Source organism: Aeromonas bestiarum (assembly GCF_000819745.1).
Classification (GTDB): domain Bacteria; phylum Pseudomonadota; class Gammaproteobacteria; order Enterobacterales; family Aeromonadaceae; genus Aeromonas; species Aeromonas bestiarum.
In genome coordinates this window covers 209,478-227,317 of the sequence record NZ_CDDA01000037.1, presented here as the reverse complement: position 1 = coordinate 227,317, position 17,840 = coordinate 209,478, and the positions used below count along the sequence as shown (strand labels likewise).

Annotated in this window: 17 protein-coding genes; 8 read left to right on the top strand and 9 right to left on the bottom strand. The window is 60.9% G+C overall.

What is annotated here, in order from left to right; all coding sequences use genetic code 11:
* Positions 1-150: 150 nt before the first annotated feature.
* From BN1118_RS19400 to BN1118_RS19390, 3 genes are all read right to left on the bottom strand, one after another.
* Complete coding sequence (locus tag BN1118_RS19400) at positions 151-1,197, bottom strand: NAD(P)H-dependent flavin oxidoreductase (protein ID WP_043557570.1); 1,047 nt, start codon at positions 1,195-1,197, stop codon at positions 151-153.
* A 2-nt stretch (positions 1,198-1,199) separates the two neighbouring features.
* On the bottom strand, positions 1,200-1,484 hold the full coding sequence (locus BN1118_RS19395) for a Pathogenicity locus (protein WP_043557569.1): 285 nt from the start codon (positions 1,482-1,484) through the stop codon (positions 1,200-1,202).
* Positions 1,485-1,555: 71 nt separating this feature from the next.
* A complete protein-coding gene (locus tag BN1118_RS19390; protein WP_043557568.1) occupies positions 1,556-2,206 on the bottom strand; it encodes a ribonuclease T2 family protein in 651 nt (216 codons plus the stop codon).
* Between the two features lie 236 nt (positions 2,207-2,442).
* Between BN1118_RS19390 and BN1118_RS19385 the strand changes: the two genes are divergently transcribed.
* The 3 genes from BN1118_RS19385 to BN1118_RS19375 all read left to right on the top strand — a co-directional run bounded on the left by BN1118_RS19385 (position 2,443) and on the right by BN1118_RS19375 (position 3,876).
* On the top strand, positions 2,443-3,003 hold the full coding sequence (locus BN1118_RS19385) for a gamma carbonic anhydrase family protein (protein WP_042869323.1): 561 nt from the start codon (positions 2,443-2,445) through the stop codon (positions 3,001-3,003).
* Positions 3,004-3,149: 146 nt separating this feature from the next.
* A complete protein-coding gene (locus BN1118_RS19380) occupies positions 3,150-3,443 on the top strand; it encodes a hypothetical protein (protein WP_043557567.1) in 294 nt (97 codons plus the stop codon).
* Positions 3,444-3,543: 100 nt separating this feature from the next.
* On the top strand, positions 3,544-3,876 hold the full coding sequence (locus BN1118_RS19375) for a DUF6515 family protein (protein ID WP_244463648.1): 333 nt from the start codon (positions 3,544-3,546) through the stop codon (positions 3,874-3,876).
* A gap of 53 nt (positions 3,877-3,929) precedes the next feature.
* Here the strand turns inward: BN1118_RS19375 and BN1118_RS19370 are convergent, their stop codons facing one another.
* Positions 3,930-4,838, bottom strand: a complete 909-nt coding sequence (locus tag BN1118_RS19370; RefSeq protein WP_043557565.1) for an SAM hydrolase/SAM-dependent halogenase family protein — start codon at positions 4,836-4,838, stop codon at positions 3,930-3,932.
* Between the two features lie 170 nt (positions 4,839-5,008).
* Between BN1118_RS19370 and BN1118_RS19365 the strand changes: the two genes are divergently transcribed.
* Positions 5,009-5,464 (top strand): hypothetical protein, encoded by a 456-nt coding sequence (locus tag BN1118_RS19365; RefSeq protein ID WP_043557564.1) that lies wholly within the window; start codon positions 5,009-5,011, stop codon positions 5,462-5,464.
* A gap of 12 nt (positions 5,465-5,476) precedes the next feature.
* Here BN1118_RS19365 and BN1118_RS19360 read toward each other — a convergent pair whose 3' ends face one another.
* Positions 5,477-6,709, bottom strand: a complete 1,233-nt coding sequence (locus BN1118_RS19360) for an MFS transporter (RefSeq protein ID WP_043557563.1) — start codon at positions 6,707-6,709, stop codon at positions 5,477-5,479.
* Between the two features lie 219 nt (positions 6,710-6,928).
* On the opposite strand from BN1118_RS19360, the gene BN1118_RS19355 reads away from it, so the two are divergent.
* Together BN1118_RS19355 and BN1118_RS19350 are read left to right on the top strand one after the other, a co-directional pair.
* Entirely contained in the window at positions 6,929-7,798 is an 870-nt protein-coding gene (locus BN1118_RS19355) for a LysR family transcriptional regulator (protein WP_043557562.1), read from the top strand.
* Positions 7,799-7,979: 181 nt separating this feature from the next.
* The gene (locus BN1118_RS19350; RefSeq protein WP_043557561.1) at positions 7,980-9,233 is read left to right on the top strand and encodes a DEAD/DEAH box helicase; all 1,254 of its coding nucleotides are present in this window, start codon (positions 7,980-7,982) and stop codon (positions 9,231-9,233) included.
* Positions 9,234-9,321: 88 nt separating this feature from the next.
* On the opposite strand, the gene BN1118_RS19345 is transcribed toward BN1118_RS19350, so the two are convergent.
* The gene (locus BN1118_RS19345; RefSeq protein WP_043557560.1) at positions 9,322-10,593 is read right to left on the bottom strand and encodes a membrane protein; all 1,272 of its coding nucleotides are present in this window, start codon (positions 10,591-10,593) and stop codon (positions 9,322-9,324) included.
* A 224-nt stretch (positions 10,594-10,817) separates the two neighbouring features.
* The gene (gene cphA, locus BN1118_RS19340; RefSeq protein WP_084214200.1) at positions 10,818-11,582 is read right to left on the bottom strand and encodes a CphA family subclass B2 metallo-beta-lactamase; all 765 of its coding nucleotides are present in this window, start codon (positions 11,580-11,582) and stop codon (positions 10,818-10,820) included.
* Between the two features lie 623 nt (positions 11,583-12,205).
* On the opposite strand from cphA, the gene BN1118_RS19335 reads away from it, so the two are divergent.
* On the top strand, positions 12,206-13,264 hold the full coding sequence (locus tag BN1118_RS19335) for a hypothetical protein (RefSeq protein WP_156995137.1): 1,059 nt from the start codon (positions 12,206-12,208) through the stop codon (positions 13,262-13,264).
* Between the two features lie 113 nt (positions 13,265-13,377).
* Here the strand turns inward: BN1118_RS19335 and BN1118_RS19330 are convergent, their stop codons facing one another.
* Both BN1118_RS19330 and aguA read right to left on the bottom strand, forming a co-directional pair.
* Positions 13,378-15,081, bottom strand: coding sequence for an amidase (locus BN1118_RS19330; protein ID WP_043557557.1), 1,704 nt, complete (start codon positions 15,079-15,081; stop codon positions 13,378-13,380).
* A gap of 126 nt (positions 15,082-15,207) precedes the next feature.
* The gene (gene aguA / locus BN1118_RS19325; protein WP_043557556.1) at positions 15,208-16,305 is read right to left on the bottom strand and encodes an agmatine deiminase; all 1,098 of its coding nucleotides are present in this window, start codon (positions 16,303-16,305) and stop codon (positions 15,208-15,210) included.
* A gap of 203 nt (positions 16,306-16,508) precedes the next feature.
* On the opposite strand from aguA, the gene BN1118_RS19320 reads away from it, so the two are divergent.
* Positions 16,509-17,462: a LysR family transcriptional regulator gene (locus BN1118_RS19320; RefSeq protein WP_043557555.1), complete on the top strand. Its 954-nt coding sequence runs from the start codon at positions 16,509-16,511 to the stop codon at positions 17,460-17,462.
* The last annotated feature ends 378 nt before the right edge of the window (positions 17,463-17,840 follow it).

Here is a 17,840-nt window from a genome sequence, read left to right as displayed (position 1 = left end):
CATAACCAACCACAGCTTTTGTACAAACTTATCCACAGAAACACCGTAAAACGGCCCGTTTAGCCTTATTGAGTTACCCGCATTTAGCCTGTAGAAGGGCCATTCCTCGCATGGCGGCCCTCCCGCTCATCTACCTATATAAAGAAGCGCTCACGACAGGCCCGCTTCTTTCACCCATGCTGCGATCAACTCGGCGGCTGGCAGGTCAATGCAGCCGGAGACATTCTGGCCCGCCCACAGTGGCGAGAAGCCACTCTCACCCACCTTTTCGGCTGCCGCACGCAATGGGGCCAGCGCGCTGCTGGCATGGGGGAAGTCAGGTGCCAGATCCGAGAGCGAGCCCAGATCCCGCATCAACCGATTGACTATCCCCCTTGCCGGGCGACCACTGAACACCCTGGTCAGGGCCGTATGCTGGCTCTGGGCAGAATGAATAGCCGCGCGATGCAGGGCAGAGGTCGTCGCCTCATGACAGCAAAGGAAGGCGGTTCCCATCTGCACCGCGCTGGCCCCCAACGCCAGGGCGGCACGGATCCCCTTGCCATCGACTATGCCACCGGCGGCTATGACGGGCAGGTCCACAGCGGCCACTATCTGTGGCAGCAAGGTAAAGGTGCCTTGCTGCAAGGCGAGATCCTCAGCGAGGAAGTGGCCGCGATGGCCGCCCGCCTCCAGCCCCTGCGCTATGATGGCATCGGCGCCATGACGGGCCAGCCACTGTGCTTCTGCGACCGTGGTCGCACTGGCAAAGACTTTTGCCCCCGTGGCTTTCACCCGGACCAGCCGGCTCGGCTCGGGCAGGCCGAAATGGAAGCTGACCACGGCTGGGTTGAACTCGGCCAGGATGGCGGCATGCTCGGCGTTGAACGGGGCGCGACCGGGCGCTGTCACAGTCGCCTCGGCATTCACCCCGAACTCGGCGTAGTAAGGTGCCAGGGTCTGCCGCCAACCTGCGAGGGCGATCGGATCCGGCTCGGTTTGCCGATGGCAGAAGAAGTTGATGTTGAACGGCCCCAGACCGCTGGCGGCAAGTCGAACGAGCTCGCTTCGCAGCCCGGTCGGGCTGAGCATGGCCGCCGGCAGGGAACCCAGACAACCGGCCCCCGTGACGGCCAACGCCAGCCCGCTGTCCTGCACACCCGCCATGGGGGCCTGAATGATGGGATAACGCATCCCCAGTTCGGCGAACAGGCTCATGGCTATGTTCCCTGCTCACAGTCCGAAACGGCGTCGGCTGCAACCTGGCTGCGCGCCAACCCTATGGCACTATCGATGGCGCCGCGGGCCTGCGGGCTGTTCTGCCAGCAGGTCGAGCCCAGCATGCTGGCCACCAGCTGGACTATGTGGCTCGTGTCCGCCCCGGCCAGCTCGCTCAGTGTGTGATAACCCAGCTGTTCGAGCCGGCCGATGACGGTGGGGCCCACTCCTTTCACCCCGAGCAGCAGGCTTCGCTCTCGCGCCAAGAACTGTTTCATGTCGGTCATTGCCAGACTCCTTTCCGATGACGGTATTTGCACATCGGGCCCGCAAGGGGCCCGATGAAGATAAGGAGGGATCAGCGCACGCTGCGCAGCAGGAAGTCCGGCTGACCGCAGGAGCGCAGTTCACGCTTTTGCATCTCGTCGGAGCAGGTGACGGCATCCGTCCCTTCCTTGTTGATACAGATGTAAACTTCCCGCAGGAAGCGGCCCCCGTCGGCGCAGGCGACCGTGATGTTGTCTGGCGCCAGCCAGTCGTTGGCACTGGCCAGATCCGCCTTGAGCTGGAAGCGGCTCTTGCGCAGGGGCTCGGCAGGCGACTGGTACGCGGCCGGGATCTTCACCTTCAGACGCAGGTCGCTGGCCAGCTGATGGAACTGCGGCTGGTCGAGGCCGGAGCAGGTACCGTGCTTCTCCCACTCATGGCGATAGAGAAAACGGCTGGGATAGAGCCCGGCAAACTGCTGCTCCATGGCGGGATCCAGCCGCTCGCGAGAGCAGCTGCTCGGGTAGCCGCGCTGGTACTGGGGCCAGAGGCCGTGCAGCACGAATCCCAGCTGGCGGGAACATTGGTCCCGATCGGCCGGCTTGACGGCGCAATGCTCCGGCGACCAGGAGAGCGCCAGGGCGTAATAGTCAAACTCGCCCGCCTCCCCCTTGGCCTGCACGGCAGAAGAGAACAAGGGGGAGAGCAGCAGGGTGCCGAGCAGCACAACAATCTTCTTCATCTTGGGTATCCAGCCTTATATCAAAAGAGTACCAGGCGGGCCACGCGGCCCGTTCGGCAGAAATCATGCTCCCATAATTTGCGCGTCGGGAACACCCCGAGAAGATGAGCGCACTACCCCAGGGGTCTGACCAGTCAGGGGTTCCCCCTCCCGGCCCACAGGCGTAAGCTGACCCACCGGCAGGCCAGTGGCCTCGCCTTTTCCCCGTCCCGATTTCATCTTCAACAGGATGTAACATGATCCGCAAGAATCCTTCCGGCCACCTGCCGGTCATCGACGAATCAGCCTATATCGACAAGACTGCCATCATCTGTGGCAAGGTGATCATCAAGGAAAACGTGTTTGTCGGCCCCTATGCGGTGATCCGCGCCGACGAGGTGGATGCCAGTGGCGACATGGAGCCCATCATCATAGGCGCCAACTCCAACATTCAGGACGGGGTGGTGATCCACTCCAAGTCCGGCGCCGCCGTCACCATAGGCGAGTACACCTCCATCGCCCACCGCAGCATAGTGCACGGCCCGTGTGAAGTGGGAAACCGGGTCTTCATCGGCTTCAACAGCGTGCTGTTCAACTGCCACATAGGTGAAGGTTCGGTGGTGCGCCACAACTCTGTGGTGGATGGCTGCGATCTGCCGCCCGGCTTCTATGTGCCCTCCACCACTCGCATCAACCAGCAGAGCGATCTGGCCGAGATCCCCAGGGTCACAGTGGATGCCACCGAGTTCTCCGAGGACGTGGCCCACACCAACATAGATCTGGTCAAGGGTTACAAGGCGCTCTCCAACGAGTTTTGAGGCCGACCTCCTCCCATGACACACAACGGGCGCCCAGGCGCCCGTTGTCACAACTGTAAAGGGGGTGAAAAGGGGGTGTAAAAGCGATTGAGCGCAGAGCCATGCTGGCGTTTGATGGGCCATATTCACCCGGACGGAGTCATCCCATGCCATGCAAAACCCTCCTGTTGCCCCTGCTGCTCGGCAGCCTGTCTGTACATGCCAGCGACATGCCGCCCCCCATGCCAGGCCACCACGGCGCTCAGATGCCGGCGCCGCCCCCGGTTCTCTATCAGGCCAGCAAGCAGAGCAAGGATCCCCGGGCCACGGCCCAGGAGCTGTTCAAGAACATCCCCGCCGCCGAGGCCAACAAAGGTTACGAGGTAATGGTCAGCGTGCGGGAGCTGCCACCCCAGCCAATCAGGCTCCAGTCCGCCACAGCCCCGCTCAAGGGCCAATAGGATGAACAGGGATAGCTCCTGGCCCTGGGCACTGGCGCTGCTCTTCACCCTCCCCGCGAGTGCTGGCGGGGGTGGAGCTGGCGGCCCGCCGGGACGGGAGATGTCGCCTCCCGCGACCCGCCATGGCCACTATGCGGGCCCCTGGTCCGCCCCCGCGCCGGGCCATCGCATCGACCTGCTGCCCGGCGGAGTGGAGACAATCATGCTGGCCGGGCTCACCTACTATGTGCTCGGCGGCATCTATTACCAGCAGCAGGAGAGTCACTATGTGGTGGTCACGCCGCCAACCCGGGTGATCGAGGTGCAGACGGACGCGAGCCTCATCCCGCTGGATCTGGATGGCCGTCGCTACTACGTCAGAGCCGGCCACTACTACCAGCGGGAGCTGGACGGGCGCTATATAGAAGTGCCGCCACCCGCCGCGCTGCGATAAGCAGCAACAAAACGGGCGCCGTGGCGCCCGCTGTGAGTGGTGCCAGCTGATGATCATGAGCACTTCTTCAGGCTGATATGCCAGTTGGCACCGGACTGCACCTGATGTTTGGCGGCGAAGCTGTCCATGTTCAGCGCCACCGAGACCTGCAGCAGGCTGTTGAGGTAGACCAGCGGCTGGCCTTCCGGTACATCCCCGAAGCTGCTGACGTAGGGGGCCTTGCCCTCGTACTTGAGCACGTCCCCTTCGCTGATCTTGAGGCAGGCCTGATCCCCCTTGTTGACGCCCGCTTTGGCAAGCAGTGTCTCGTCTATGTTGGTCCAGACGTTGCCGTACTGCACATCCAGGATCGGGATTGTGCCCTTGACGGTGCCGTCTTGCTCGGCCACAGCAGGCTGATAAGGGATCTTCACCACCTCGGCCGGCAGCAGCGAGCCCACCTGCTCATAGCTGATGGCACCGGAGGCCAACCGGGCGCCAGTGTAGGCGTAAACGTCGCGGCCGTGGAAGGTGTAGGACTTCTCGGAGCCCTTGAGGCGATTGCGCTTCTCGTCGATCTGGCGCACCGCCTCGATGCCGAAGTGCTCGGCCACCAGGGTCAGGGTGCCGTTGTCCGGCGAGACTATGTAGTGACCACTCCTGGTCTTGAGCACCACAGAGTGGCGTGCCGTACCCACGCCCGGATCCACCACGCTGACGAAGACTGTGCCCTTGGGCCAGTAGTTGATGGTCTGATAGAGGCGGTAGGAGGCTTCCCAGATGTTGTAGGCCGGGATCTCGTGGGTCAGATCATAGAGCGGCAGGGTGCGGTCCACCCCGAAGGCGACCCCCTTCATGGCCGAGACGGCGCCATCCTTGAGACCAAAGTCGGTCTGGATCACCAGAGCCTCGTTGGCACAGGCGAGGCTGCTGGTCAGCAGGAGGGCGAGCGCGAGAGCGCGGGGAGCGGTGCGAATATCCATATCAGAACTCCTGAAGCGTAGAGATGAAAATAGCCATTTAGACATCTAGAATGCCATCAATAACCAAGTTTGCAAGCCGTATCACCCGGATGGGGGAGCTGAAAGCCCTCGCCAGCAAGCATGGGCGGGTGTATGGATAGGTCTGGTCATCAACACGGCAAGGAGATCCCATGACAAGCAGCCACCCCACCATCATGCTGAAGCTGGAGGAGCAGACCAGCAAGGTGCAGATCACCCAGGCAGACGGCATCACCATCACCTACAAGCTGGCATTTGGTCTCGAGGCCATGACGCCGGGCCCGTTTCGCCAGGATCCGCCGAGCGCACTCGAACTGGAGCGAGCCATCATGGTGGTGGAGGATGTGCTGATGCCGCTGGCGGCCCGCATTCCGGCCCACGAGCTGGTGACGCTGCACAGCCCGCTCCCGCTGGCTGGCGAGCTCGGCAGCCATGAGCTGAGCCGGGAGAGCATAGAGCAGCTGTTCGGCCAGTTTGCCGCTACGGTGGAAGGGGATCCGCTGGCGGCGGCCCACCTGCCCAAGGGGCGACGCTTTGCCGCCGTGCTGCTGATCCTGCGGGAATGGATGCACCATCTGGATGCCAAACGCGTGTTGCTGGCGGATTGATGGGCGAGCCTATCAAGTCGCAGCCCGCTCGAAGCGACTGCGCCATACCCCCCAGGCCAGCCCAAGGCTGATCAGCACGCTGCCGACGGCGAGCAGATCCACCGCCGCCCGCAGGCCGACGCTGTCACTCACCCAGCCCAGCAGCACAGGCACCCAGTTCGCTACATAGGCGATCACATAGAAGAGCGACACCAGCCGGGCGTGGCTGGCGCCGGGGGAGATGCGGTTGACCAGGGTCGCACTGCCGACAAACACGGCGCCCTGGGCATAACCGGCCACCAGCAGCCCAAGCCCCGCCAGCCAGAGCGACTGGACGTGCACGGCGCCGGTAAACAGCAGCACGCAGAGTGCCAGCGCCAGGCAACCGCTCTGCAGAGTATGGCGGGCATCGAGGCGGCGGGCCCAGAGCTGGCACAGGCCGGAGAGCACCATATAAGCCGCGATCAGATAACCGAACAGGCCGAGATCCCGCATCCCCAGCAACTGGCTCACCACCTTGGGGCCGATGGCCAGCAGGCTGGCCGCCACCGCCCAGGCGGTAAACAGGGCCGCTGCGCAGAGAAAGAATGCAATCCCAGTGACCTTGAGCCCCTCCCCCAGGGATCCCTTGCCCTGCCCGTGCGCCGCGGTCGGCGCCCCTTGTGCGCTGGCGGGCCAGCTCAGCACAACACCTGCCATGGCGCAGGCCGCCAGCCCCATGATGAGCAGAAAGGGCAGCTGAGTCGGATAGAAGTCCAGCTGCAACGCCAGCCCGCTGAATACCGGGCCGAGCGCCAGTCCGGCGGTGAAGGAGAGGGTCGCACTGAGGGCCGCCCGCTTGCCGCCGTCGCGGGGGCCGAAACGCAGCAACGCCACATTGGCGGCGCCGGTCAGAGCTCCCGTGCCAATCCCGGCCAGCACCCGTGCCAGCAGCAGCGACCAGAACGAATCGGCCAGGGAAAAGAGCAGGGCGCCCCCCGCGACCGCCAGCAGCGCCGGCAGGATCATGGCGCGCAAGTCCGCCACCCGCCCCGCCAGATTGCCCACCCCGAACAAGGAGATGAGCACCCCGGCCGCATAGCCGCCATAGATCAGGGTGAGGCTGACATCGCTCAGCGCCAGCACCTGCTGGTAGTGGGGATAGAGGGGGGTGGGCACGCTGCTGTTGAGCAGCGCCGACATCAGGGCCAGCGGCAGAAACAGCAGGATGGCGCGATGAGAGGTAGCCGCCGCAGAGGGGGCGGCGGCACAGAGGGATGATGACATGCAAGGCTCCGATGAGGGCGGGCAAGGCCGCTGACGAGAGGCGCCATGATAGCGCCCGTCCATCCCTCCCGACAGCGGCACAAATGCATCATGCTGCTTCAATAATGCATGCCAATGACATCTATTTGCATGCCAGCAAGGCCACACTCGCCTTGTGATCCCGCCTGCGCTGGCTTCTAATGGGCTCGCCCCGAGGGGGCACTTTGAGTGGGAGGCTCGATGATCAACTGGGATGACGCACGTTTTTTTCTGGCATTGGCAAGACAGGGCACACTGCGTGGCGCAGCCGGAGTGCTGGGGGTCGATCAGGCCACCGTCGGGCGGCGCATCACGGCGCTGGAACAGAACCTGGGTTCCAAACTCTTTATCCGCACCCCCAAACTCTATGACCTGAGCCCCCTCGGCGAAACCATGTTGGCGGATGCCAGCGCCATGGAGCAGGCCATCAAGGCCATAGAACGCAAGGCGAGCGCCGGGGATCAGAGCCTGTGTGGCGAGGTGCGCATCGCCACCACAGACACCCTGGCTCAGGCTTTCGTGCTCCCCGCCCTCACCTTGCTGCGCGAGCGCCACCCCGGTATCCGCCTCAGCCTGCAGACGGCGGTCAGCGTCAGCGACATCGCCTACCGGGAGGCCGATCTCGCCATCCGGGGACTGCGTCCCGACAACGACGAGCTGGTGATCAAGCGGCTCACCACCATAGAGATGGGGCTCTACGCCTCTCGCGACTATCTGGTCCACCACGGCACGCCCAAGAGCGGCCACGGGCTGAGTCAGCACGCCCTGCTGCTGTTTGCCAAAGAGCTGGTCTCCCGCCACTGGCACAGCCTGTGCGGGGAGCCGCTGCACGAACCGAACGTGGTGCTGCAGTGCAATGCCCAGCTACTGTTGCTGGCGGCGGCCCGTCAGGGGCTGGGAATAGCCCTGCTCTCCACCTTTCTGGCAGACAAAGAGACCGAGCTGGTGCGGGTGCTGCCCGCCCTCAGCGATCCGGTCGACATCTGGCTGGTGCTCCACCCCGACCTGCAGAAGGCCAGCAGGGTACGAGCCGTGGTGGATGCGCTGGAAGAGGTGTTTCACTGCCGTTAACCAGCACAGGGAGCTGCTCGCCATGGCGCAGCTCCCGAGCACGACCAGCAGGGCGAAGCGCGGGATAGAGGCCAGTCCCCTCGCCCGCCTTCTGCCCATGCCCCCGCTTCTGTTACCATGCCGGCCACTACGATTGTTTCCATCGTGGCTCTGGCCGCGATAACCCCACACTGGTGCCCCTATGTCCATTGCCTCCTTTACCGAACTGGCCCTCTCCCCCCGTTTGCAACAGACCCTGACCGAACTGGGTTATGCCGCGCCGACCCCCATTCAGGCCCGCGCCATCCCCACCATTCTGGCGGGGCGGGATCTGATGGCGGGCGCCCAGACCGGCACCGGCAAGACCGCCGCTTTCGTGCTGCCGCTGCTGGAGCAATTGATGCAGCACCCGGCGAGCGACACCACCCGCCCGATCCGCGCCCTGGTGCTGGTGCCGACCCGCGAGCTGGCGGTGCAGGTACACGAGAGCGTCGCGCGCTACGGGCAAGGTACGGGTCTCACCAGCGCCCTGGTCTATGGCGGGGTCAGCATAGCCGCGCAGGTCGAGGCACTTAAAGCCGGGGTGGATCTGCTGATCGCCACCCCGGGTCGGCTGCTCGACCATCTGCGCCAGGGGGCGCTGAGCCTTGAGCGCCTCAGCCATCTGGTGTTTGACGAGGCGGACCGGATGCTAGACATGGGCTTTATGGATGAGATCAAGGCGCTGCTCAAACAGATACCGGCGGATCGCCAGACCCTGCTGTTTTCGGCCACCTGCGATGACAACCTGTTTGCCTTGAGCCGGGTGCTGCTGCGCGACCCCGAACTGATCGAAGTGGCACCGCGCAACACCACGGCGGCCGAGGTGGAGCAGCGGGTCTATGCGGTGGATGGCGAGCGCAAGCTGGCGTTGCTGGAGCACCTGATCAAGGTGAAGGGCTGGGCGCCTGTGCTTATCTTCAGCCGCACCCGGCAGGGGGCCGACAAGCTGGCCCAGCAGCTTGGCAAGGCGGGCATCAATGCGCTGGCCTTCCACGGCGATCTGTCGCAAGGGGCGCGGGAGAAGGTGCTGCTGGAGTTTCGCGCCGGCACCCTGCAGGCGCTGGTCGCCACCGACGTGGCGGCCCGCGGCCTCGATATCAGCGATCTCAACTACGTGATCAACCTCGAGTTCCCGTTTGTCGCAGAGGATTACGTCCACCGTATCGGTCGCACCGGCCGCGCCGGCAACAAGGGGCTGGCCATCACATTGTTCAGCCCGGAAGATGCGCCTCTGCTGGAAAAGGTGGAAGCCGTGCTCGACACTCGCTTGCCCCAACAGTGGTTCCCGGGCTTTGAGCCCGACCTCACCCGCTTCGAGCCCGAGCCACGCCGCAACGGCAAGGCGGCCCAGAAGCAGAGAGCCAGAAAACAGGCCCTCGGCGGTAACAACAAGAGCGGCAAGCCCAAGCGTTAAGCGGCCTCAACGCCGCCCACAAAAAACGCCCGCATGGGCGTTTTTTGTTGTCCGATACGGGCCAGCGCCACCCTTGGCGACTGACCAGCTAACGGGCCGCCAGCACCAGTGGCAGGGATTTCAGGATCTGCCGCTCCGCCAAGGTGGAGAGGATAAACATCACCATATAGCCCAGCCCCAGCGCCACGATAATGGCCACCACGTTGCTGGTGAACTCGGCCACCAGATAGTAGGCCGCCACCAGCGCCACTATGCCGACCAGGCGGATCAGCAGGCTCTGGGTGAAGTGGCCGTGGGCCTTGATATAGGCGAGCTGGTAGCCGTTGAGCATCATGAAGATGAAGAAGATGGAGAAGTGGAACAGCACGGGCACGGCCCCCACATAGTCGACGGGGAACAACAGCAACACCAGCGGCTTGCCCGCCAGCAGCATCAGCACAAAGAACACCAGGCTGACGATGGCCGAGAGACGGAAGATCCAGCGGCGGATCATCCTGATCTGCCGGTGATCGCCGTTGCGCAGATTGACTGCCAGCTCAGGCAGCACGAAGCGGTAAATCGGGAAGACAAACAGCAGCGTCATATAGGTGAAGATGGGGCGCACCACCACCTGGAAATCCCCCAGCTCGTCGATGCTGAAGTGGCGTATGGTGAGCAGTACCGTGATGTAGATCATCAGGATACTGGCCCCCGCCTCCAGCGAGGCGGTGAAGCTCTTCTTCACATAGCTGCGCATCTCGGGGCCGAGCTCGACTTTGGCCAGCGGCCGGGTGGCGATGGCCCTGCGCCGATAGAGATACATATAACCGGCGATGACCAGCGAAGAGCAGGTCAGCCCGTAGAAGAGCGACGAGAGCGCATCCATCCCCAGCCCGAAGTAACAGGCCATAAACAGCAGGGCGTTGGCGAGCGGCTCCAGCCAGGTGACCCTGTTGGAGATATCGTACATGCGGTACATGGCCACCAGATTGGTGAAATAGACCTTGAGCCCCAGCCCGAAGATGACCCCCACCAGTTGCAGGTACTCCACCCGGATATGGAGCCCGTGCTTGATATAGGGGATCACCAGCCCCCAGGTGAGCAGCACTATGCCGATGAGGAAGTAGCGGAAGATATTGATGATGTCTCTGTCGTTCTTGGTCTGGGAGTAGCTCACCACCATGGAGGAGCGAAAGCCGGTCATCAGGATCAGCGACAAAGAGATCAAATCCACCACGCTGTTGAACAGCGCCAGATCCCCCTTGGCCACCCACTGCGCCAGCCACACCTTGAAGGCGAAGCCGATGATGATGCTGGCAAGCGACGCCCACATGCCGGTGATAAAGGCCTGCTTCAGCCGCTCGAGGGATTTATATTGCATATCAATTGCTTGTTAATGGCTGGCCAGAGAGGAATCCATCTTATGAAAGCGCACCCGGCTTGAACAGCCTTAATGCCGGGGGCCGGCTGCCGATTGGCAAGACTCGGAGATCGGCCACAGGAAATCCGGTGCGCTGAAAACAGGAAAACGCCCATTCGGGCGTTTTCTCTGGCCAGCACCTTTCAAGGGGGCGACACCTCTTGTTACCCCTGCGGCCTGGTTCTCTATACCTGCGGCGCGGCCTTGATCAGCGTCTCGTAGTGATCAATCAGCTCGGGGCCGTGCAGCGGCGAGTCATGGCCGCCTACCACAATCTTGATCGGCAGCTTCATGGCCTTGAGCCGCGCCAGCGTCTGCGGATAGGCCTTCACATCGGCAAAGCTCAGGTTGCCCAGCTTCTCCTTGAGGATGCAGTTGCCATAGAGCACCTGCTCCTCGGGGAAGTAGACAAAGATGCCATCCGGGGTGTGGGCCGGGCCCGCGTAGAAGGCGCGCAGCTTGCCCTCTTGCAGGGTGAAGTCGCCGTCGTGCACTTCGTTTGGCAGCACCAGTGGCAAGTCCGGGTACTCAGGCAGCCCCTTGCGGGTAAAGGCGACAATTTCGGCCCAGTCGCTCTTCATCAGATCCCGGGTCTGGCGCGTCGATACCACCCTGGCGCCGATGGACTTCCAGTAGGCGTTACCCCCCGCCCTGTCGGTGTGATAGTTGGTGTTGATCACCTCCAGCACGGGCTTGCTGCTGACCCGCTTGATCAGCTTGTGCAGCTCGCGGGCGGTATCCGGCGTCCAGGTCGCCCCCACTACCGTCACCCCCTTGGCCCCGAAATAGACCATGGAGTTTTCCTGTACATAGTAGTTATCTTCAACCACATACACGGGGCCGCTCACCTGAGTGAGGGAGATCGCCGCCGCATGCACGCTGCCACCCCAGAAGCTCGCCACCAGCACCAGGGCCCCGGCCAGCCCGCACTTTATCCAACCTTTCATCATCTTGCTCCCTAGATCCAACCGGCCCCTCGCCACCCCTGTGGCAAGCCGGGCCTTTTTAGCAGTGGGCAGAAAATACGGGAGATTTGTGAAGGGGAAATGGGCTTGTGTGAAGAGAAGGTGAAGTCTGAGGAAAGTCCGGAAAAATCGGCTGCAACCTCCTATTCGCGAACGTCCGAATACGCTTCGCAATTCGAACCACAGCACAGATAGCGACCCCTCACCCTAACCCTCTCCCGAGGGAGAGGGGATGGCCCGTGCCAATACCAAGCCACTCATATTCACCCGCACCACAGAGCCAACGCATAATCAGCGGAGCCTGTTTGCCCCCTTCTCCCCTTGCGGGAGAAGGGCTGGGGATGAGGGGGAGGTAACAATAAGCCCCATTATGTAGGGTCGATTAGCGCAGCGTAATCGTCCGTTTACCGCAGCGCACCGAGTCATGGCAAGACAGGCAGGAAACTCCGGATTTCAGCGGCTTCTCAGCCACGACCTATCCGCGATCGTCTGAATACGCTTCGCTATTCGAACCTACGACCTGATATATAAAAACGGGCTTCAATCTAACCCAAAAGAAAGATTATACTAACTAAGAAAGTATTAAACTTATTATTGGAGATTCAAAGTTGAGCATCACTTTTGAACATATTGATGATACCTTGCAGGTCTACTTAGATGGCAACTTACTCACATCCATCAGCAAAAATGAAACAAGTGAATACAGTTATATTTGGGAACCAAGAGATAAAGGATATGTCATAAACAAATTATCAGATATAACTGTAGATTCGTTTCCTGATAATTTAATGATCTCTGACTTCTATAAATCACAGTCATTTAAATATTTAGAAATGGTTGTATTAAACAAAGAGAACAATCACATAGAAGTAGAATATTCGTTTATTTTCAATTACAAAGACTGGTCTGAACTTGTCCCGCCAGCATATATATCGCAACACTATGAGTCAAAGCTCACTGGTTTTTGTGAAAGTGTCGATTTAATTGACGATGATGGCTATGGATTAATTTTTGAAGTTAAGGACGTCATCGAACATGGCAATGTTATTGATGAAATCGAACGTTTTGCACATGCAGCAAAACTAAAACTAATAGAGCTAAAAAAAGAACTATTAATGAACGTAAAATCAGAGTTAATAGTTAAAATCTTCAAATTCCCAACCGGTTATGAAGTGATCTGCTCCCAATATGTTTTATGGTTCGGCGAACTTCTGAAACAAATTGGGATTAATGCTGACGTATCGACTGAAAACAAAGAAGGATACACTTTTCTAACCATTACTAAAAACGACGAAAGTGCATTTAAGGAAAACATAGAAAAAGCTTTATATTTATACCTATCCCTTCCTTATTCAGATCATATTCCAGTAAGCCAAACAAAAAATGATATTGAATCAAAAATATTTATTCAATCTCTACAGCAACAGGTAATGTTTTTTACTCAGCAATGTGATATTAAGAGTTCTATAATAGAGCTTCAAAATATCTCTAATGGTAAATTACAAGAGCAATTGCAATCAGCGAAAGCAAAAATATCTTTATTGGAAAGTTTACAAAATGACAGATTGGATTTATTCGATGGTGCAATATCATTAGTGGAATATAAAATAGGTCCTCTAGTATTCCACCCTAAGCGGATACTAAAAAAATTAATAAATGAGCAATAAAAAACTTATACATCAAAATTAATAGGTATGAAATATCTATATAAAAAACCACCCGTATAACGGGTGGTTTTTTATCTCAGAAAGAACCCGAGAGATTTAACTCACAACAGCAATCACCCCAGCGGCGGCGTCCGTGGCGGCACCCTGCGCTTGCTGCCGGTGGACTCGAAGGCCGAGGCGAAGCGCAGCAGCTTGTTGTCGTCATAGGCGCGACCGGCGAAGGTCAGCCCCACCGGCATACCGATATCGGCCATGACGCCCATGGGGACTGTGACGGTCGGCACGCCGAGGTGGCGAATGGCTAGGTTGCCGTTGGCAACCCAGATGCCGTTGCTCCAGGCGATATCGGCGGAGGCCGGATTCACATCCGCGTCAGCCGGGCCGACATCGGCGACGGTGGGGAAGAGCACGGCATCGAGCTTGAGCCCGTCCATCCAGTCTTCCAGATCCAGCTTGCGGGTCTTTTCAAGGCCGCGCAGGCCGTCCGGCACGGAGGCAATCTCGTCAAAGCGTTTGAGGCCGCGCTTGGCCATCTTGACGTACTCGTCCATGCCCGCCGCCAGATCGCCCTCGCGGTTCGGCAAGGTGCCCGGATCGTGGGGGAAGATCTTGGGGCCATCCACATCGGCCAATTTATTGAGTTTGGGATCGCCGTTGGCGCGCAGGAAGTCGTCGAACGCCCAGCCGGATAGCTCCCACAGCTCGTCGTTGAGGAACTCGGGGGTGACTATGCCGCGATTGAACACGGTCGGCGCGCCGGGTCTGTCCCCTTCGCAGTTGGAGACCAGCGGGAAGTCCACTTCGACAACGATCGCGCCTGCGGCTTCCAGCGCCTTGCGGGCTTCTTCCCACAGAGCAATCACGGTCGGACGGGTATGGATGCGCTGACCGGTCGGACCGCCGATGCCGGGGTTTTCGCTGGTGCCCGCCAGTTCATCCTTGTTGATAAACATGCGCGGCACGCCGAAGCGCTTGCCCTTGAGGGCATCGGGCTTTGCGGCCAGCTCAAGGTAGGAGGCCGGGCGCACCTCGGAGGCCTTGGGGATCTTGACCCAGGGCTGCATACGCCAGAGATCGCCACGGGTCTCGCTATCGTCAGCCACCACCACATCCAGCACTTCCAGCAGATCTGCTATCGTCCGGGCGTAGGGCACCACAACATCCATGGTCGGGGTCAGCGGCCAGTTGCCGCGCACCGAGATGACGCCACGGGACGGTGTATAGGCACACAGGCCGTTGTTGGAGGCAGGGCCACGGCCGCTCGACCAGGTCTCTTCCGCCAGACCGAAGGCGGAGAAGCTGGCGGCGGTGCCGGTGCCGGCACCGTTGGAGGAACCGGAAGCAAACGGCGCAGTCAGGTAGTCGGCGTTGTAGGGGCTCTCGGCACGGCCATAGACGCCGCGCTGCATGCCGCCATTGGCCATGGGCGGCATATTGGTCTTGCCAAGGCAGATGGCACCGGCGGCGCGCAGCCGCTCAACGGTAAAGGCATCGCGCTGGGCGACCAGATCCTTGAAGGCCGGGCTGCCGGAGGCGGCAGTCAGCCCCTTGACCAGATAGCTGTCTTTGGCGGTGTAGGGGATGCCGTCAAGCGGGCTCAGGGGCTCGCCACGGGCGCGGCGGGCATCGGAGGCTTGCGCTTCTTTCAGTGCATCGGGGTTGGCGACCACCAGGGCGTTCAGCTTGGTGGCAGTCTCGGGGCCGTTGTAGGCTTTGATCCGGGCCAGATAGGCCTTGACCAGTTCGACCGCTGTGGTGCGGCCTGCTTCGAGCGCACCGCGCAGCTCGGCAATGGAAACCTCTGTCACTTCGATCATGGGGATCTCCTGTAAAAGGGTGACTGTTTGTGATGGTGGTCGCCGCATCAGCGCTTGCGACCATCACATCATCAAGAGATAAAACCCCACCAGCGTGGGGTTTTGAATACCAACTGGAACCGGTTCTTACTTGCCGGAGGGGATCTGCTGGGTGATGCAGTGGATATTGCCACCGCCCAGCAGGATCTCGCGGGCCGGTACGCCGACCACTGTGTGCTCCGGGAAGATCTCTTCCAGAATGCGCTGGGCTTCGCCATCGGTGGCGGCATCCAGCAGCGGATAGACGATGCGATCGTTGGTGATAAGGAAGTTCACATAGGAGCCGGCCAGACGACCTTCTGCCTCGCGCGGCACACCGGTACCGCTCTCGACACCGGCAGACTCTTCCTCGGTGCAGAACAGCGGGCCCGGCTGGGGCAGCTTCCACACTTTCAGCTTGCGACCCTTGGCGTCCACCGCAGCTTCCAGCACCTTGAGGGCGGCCAGGGAGCGGGCGAACTGGGGATCGTTTTGATCGTCGGTCCAGTGCAGGGCCACTTCGCCCGGGCGCACGAAGCAGCAGATGTTGTCGATGTGGCCGTCGGTCTCGTCCATATAGACGCCCTCGCCCAGCCAGATAAAGCTCTTCACGCCCAGATAGTCACGCAGATAAGCTTCGATCTGCTCCTTGCTCAGGTGCGGGTTGCGGTTTTCGTTGAGCAGGCACTCGGCTGTGGTCATGCAGGTGCCTTCGCCATCGACGTGGATGGAGCCCCCTTCCAGAATGAGCGGCGCATCGTAACGATCCATGCCGTGCTGGGCCAGCATCTGGGCCGCCACTTTTTCATCCTGATCCCAGGGGTAGTAGAGACCGCCCTTGTGGCCGCCCCAGGCGTTGAAGCCCCAGTCCACCCCACGGCACTCGCCGGCCGCGCTGGTGACCACGGTCGGGCCTGTGTCGCGAGCCCAGCAGTCATCGCTAGCCATTTCTACCAGGGTAACGTGGGCGGGCATAATGGCGCGGGCCTGCTCCATAAACTCGGCCGGCACCCCCATAAAGACAGGAGTGGCCTGGCCTATGGCATCGGCCACCTTGGCAAAAGTCTGTTGGGCGAAACGACCGGCCTCACGCCAGTTGTCCGGACGGAACGGCCAGATCATCCAGACGGCCTGCTGATGCGCCCACTCGGCGGGCATGGTGAAGCCGTCGGCGACTGGGGTGGAGTTGATCGTCTTGATGCTCATCGCAATATCCTTGCGGGCCTGTGATGGCGATGCACGCCTCACGGGGCCGGTAATGGGGAAAACGGGCGGGCCCCCGCCCCGGCAGCGTGCCGGACGGGCGCCCCCTGGAAAAAATAAGCGTGGCCCGCAGTGTAAGAAGTTGCGCACCCATCCATCAAATGAATAGGATGGATTGTCCCATAAGCACGGCAAATTATCTCACCATGAAACTGCACCAGCTCGACCTCAATCTGCTGCTCGCCTTTGACGCCCTGATGACGCAAGGCAGCGTCACCCGCGCCGCCGAGACACTCTTTATCAGCCAGCCCGCCATGAGCCACGCTCTAGGTCGGTTGCGCACCTTCTTTGGCGATCCGCTGCTGGTGCGCACCCCGCAGGGGATGCTGCCCACCCCGCGCGCCCAACGGCTGCATCTTGGCGTGCAGCAGGCGCTGCGACTGCTGGAGCAGCAGCTCTCCGACGAGGAGGTATTTGAGCCGAGCCAGTCGAAGCGGCGCTTTGTGCTCTGCACCACGGATTACGTGGAGTGCGTGCTGATCCCGCCGCTCATTCAGCGCCTCAAGGGGCTGGCGCCCGGGGTCACCATAGAGATCCGCATACTGCGCGACACCCTGCCCGAAGCCGAGCTGGCGAGCGGCGAAATCGATCTGGTGCTGGGCTTTGACGAGTACATGCAGGTGCCTGGGTATCTGGGCAAGGAGACCTGGCTCACAGAGCCGCTGGCCGGGCTGGTGCGCGCCGATCTGCCCATTGCCAAATCGGCAACCACCGGGGCCGAGAGCGATCCCTCCCAATGGCAGGAGCGCATCACGCTTGAGCAGCTGATCGCCATGCCCCACGTGTTCCACTCGCCGCTCGGCACCTCGGAGGCGAGCCTGGATCGCTATCTGAAGACGCTGGGCTTTAGTCGCACCATCTCGGTCAACAGTCAGAGCTATATGTCCGCCGCCGCCATCGTCAGCCAGAGCGACCACCTTCTGGTGCTGCCCAGCATGGTGGCCGAACTGCTCGCCAGCCACTGGCCACTCAAGAGCCTGCCGCTGCCTGCGGACGTGCCCGACTATCACCTCAACTGCGTCTGGCACCCGGTGCATGCGCAGCAACCGGCACTGGTATGGCTCAAGGGTCTGATGAAGGAGCTGGTTGGCCCGAGGTAAGCCCGCTGCGTCTGGCATCTCACGTACCATGCCCGGCAGCCCGCATTGGTATGGCTCAAGGATCTGATGAAGGAGCTGGTTGGCCCGAATAAAGCTCTCTCGAGCCCCTTCTCTTCCGCTGTAAATGCCCCCCCTCATCCCCAACCCTTCTCCCGCAAGGGGAGAAGGGAGCACACAGTGCCCGCAGATAACCTTGAGTCATCGTTAGCTTTGCTGCTCTGCCCGCTAGTTTGGTTTCGCTCTCCATGCCTCCAAAGCGGGGCTCTTGTCCCCGGCTCGCAACGATGCCTCGAGCTGTCCCCTCTCCCTCTGGGAGAGGGCCAGGGTGAGGGGAAGGAACCCACTCAGCCACCAGACGAGGGAATGGCTATATCTAAT

Coding starts and splice junctions, on each gene's coding strand:
- aguA (WP_043557556.1), bottom strand. CDS start 16,305: ATGAGCATCAAGACGATCAACTCCACCCCAGTCGCCGACGGCTTCACC.
- BN1118_RS19360 (WP_043557563.1), bottom strand. CDS start 6,709: ATGTCATCATCCCTCTGTGCCGCCGCCCCCTCTGCGGCGGCTACCTCT.
- BN1118_RS19385 (WP_042869323.1), top strand. CDS start 2,443: ATGATCCGCAAGAATCCTTCCGGCCACCTGCCGGTCATCGACGAATCA.
- BN1118_RS19355 (WP_043557562.1), top strand. CDS start 6,929: ATGATCAACTGGGATGACGCACGTTTTTTTCTGGCATTGGCAAGACAG.
- BN1118_RS19380 (WP_043557567.1), top strand. CDS start 3,150: ATGCCATGCAAAACCCTCCTGTTGCCCCTGCTGCTCGGCAGCCTGTCT.
- BN1118_RS19350 (WP_043557561.1), top strand. CDS start 7,980: ATGTCCATTGCCTCCTTTACCGAACTGGCCCTCTCCCCCCGTTTGCAA.
- cphA (WP_084214200.1), bottom strand. CDS start 11,582: ATGATGAAAGGTTGGATAAAGTGCGGGCTGGCCGGGGCCCTGGTGCTG.
- BN1118_RS19395 (WP_043557569.1), bottom strand. CDS start 1,484: ATGACCGACATGAAACAGTTCTTGGCGCGAGAGCGAAGCCTGCTGCTC.
- BN1118_RS19345 (WP_043557560.1), bottom strand. CDS start 10,593: ATGCAATATAAATCCCTCGAGCGGCTGAAGCAGGCCTTTATCACCGGC.
- BN1118_RS19370 (WP_043557565.1), bottom strand. CDS start 4,838: ATGGATATTCGCACCGCTCCCCGCGCTCTCGCGCTCGCCCTCCTGCTG.
- BN1118_RS19390 (WP_043557568.1), bottom strand. CDS start 2,206: ATGAAGAAGATTGTTGTGCTGCTCGGCACCCTGCTGCTCTCCCCCTTG.
- BN1118_RS19330 (WP_043557557.1), bottom strand. CDS start 15,081: ATGATCGAAGTGACAGAGGTTTCCATTGCCGAGCTGCGCGGTGCGCTC.
- BN1118_RS19400 (WP_043557570.1), bottom strand. CDS start 1,197: ATGAGCCTGTTCGCCGAACTGGGGATGCGTTATCCCATCATTCAGGCC.
- BN1118_RS19320 (WP_043557555.1), top strand. CDS start 16,509: ATGAAACTGCACCAGCTCGACCTCAATCTGCTGCTCGCCTTTGACGCC.
- BN1118_RS19375 (WP_244463648.1), top strand. CDS start 3,544: ATGTCGCCTCCCGCGACCCGCCATGGCCACTATGCGGGCCCCTGGTCC.
- BN1118_RS19365 (WP_043557564.1), top strand. CDS start 5,009: ATGACAAGCAGCCACCCCACCATCATGCTGAAGCTGGAGGAGCAGACC.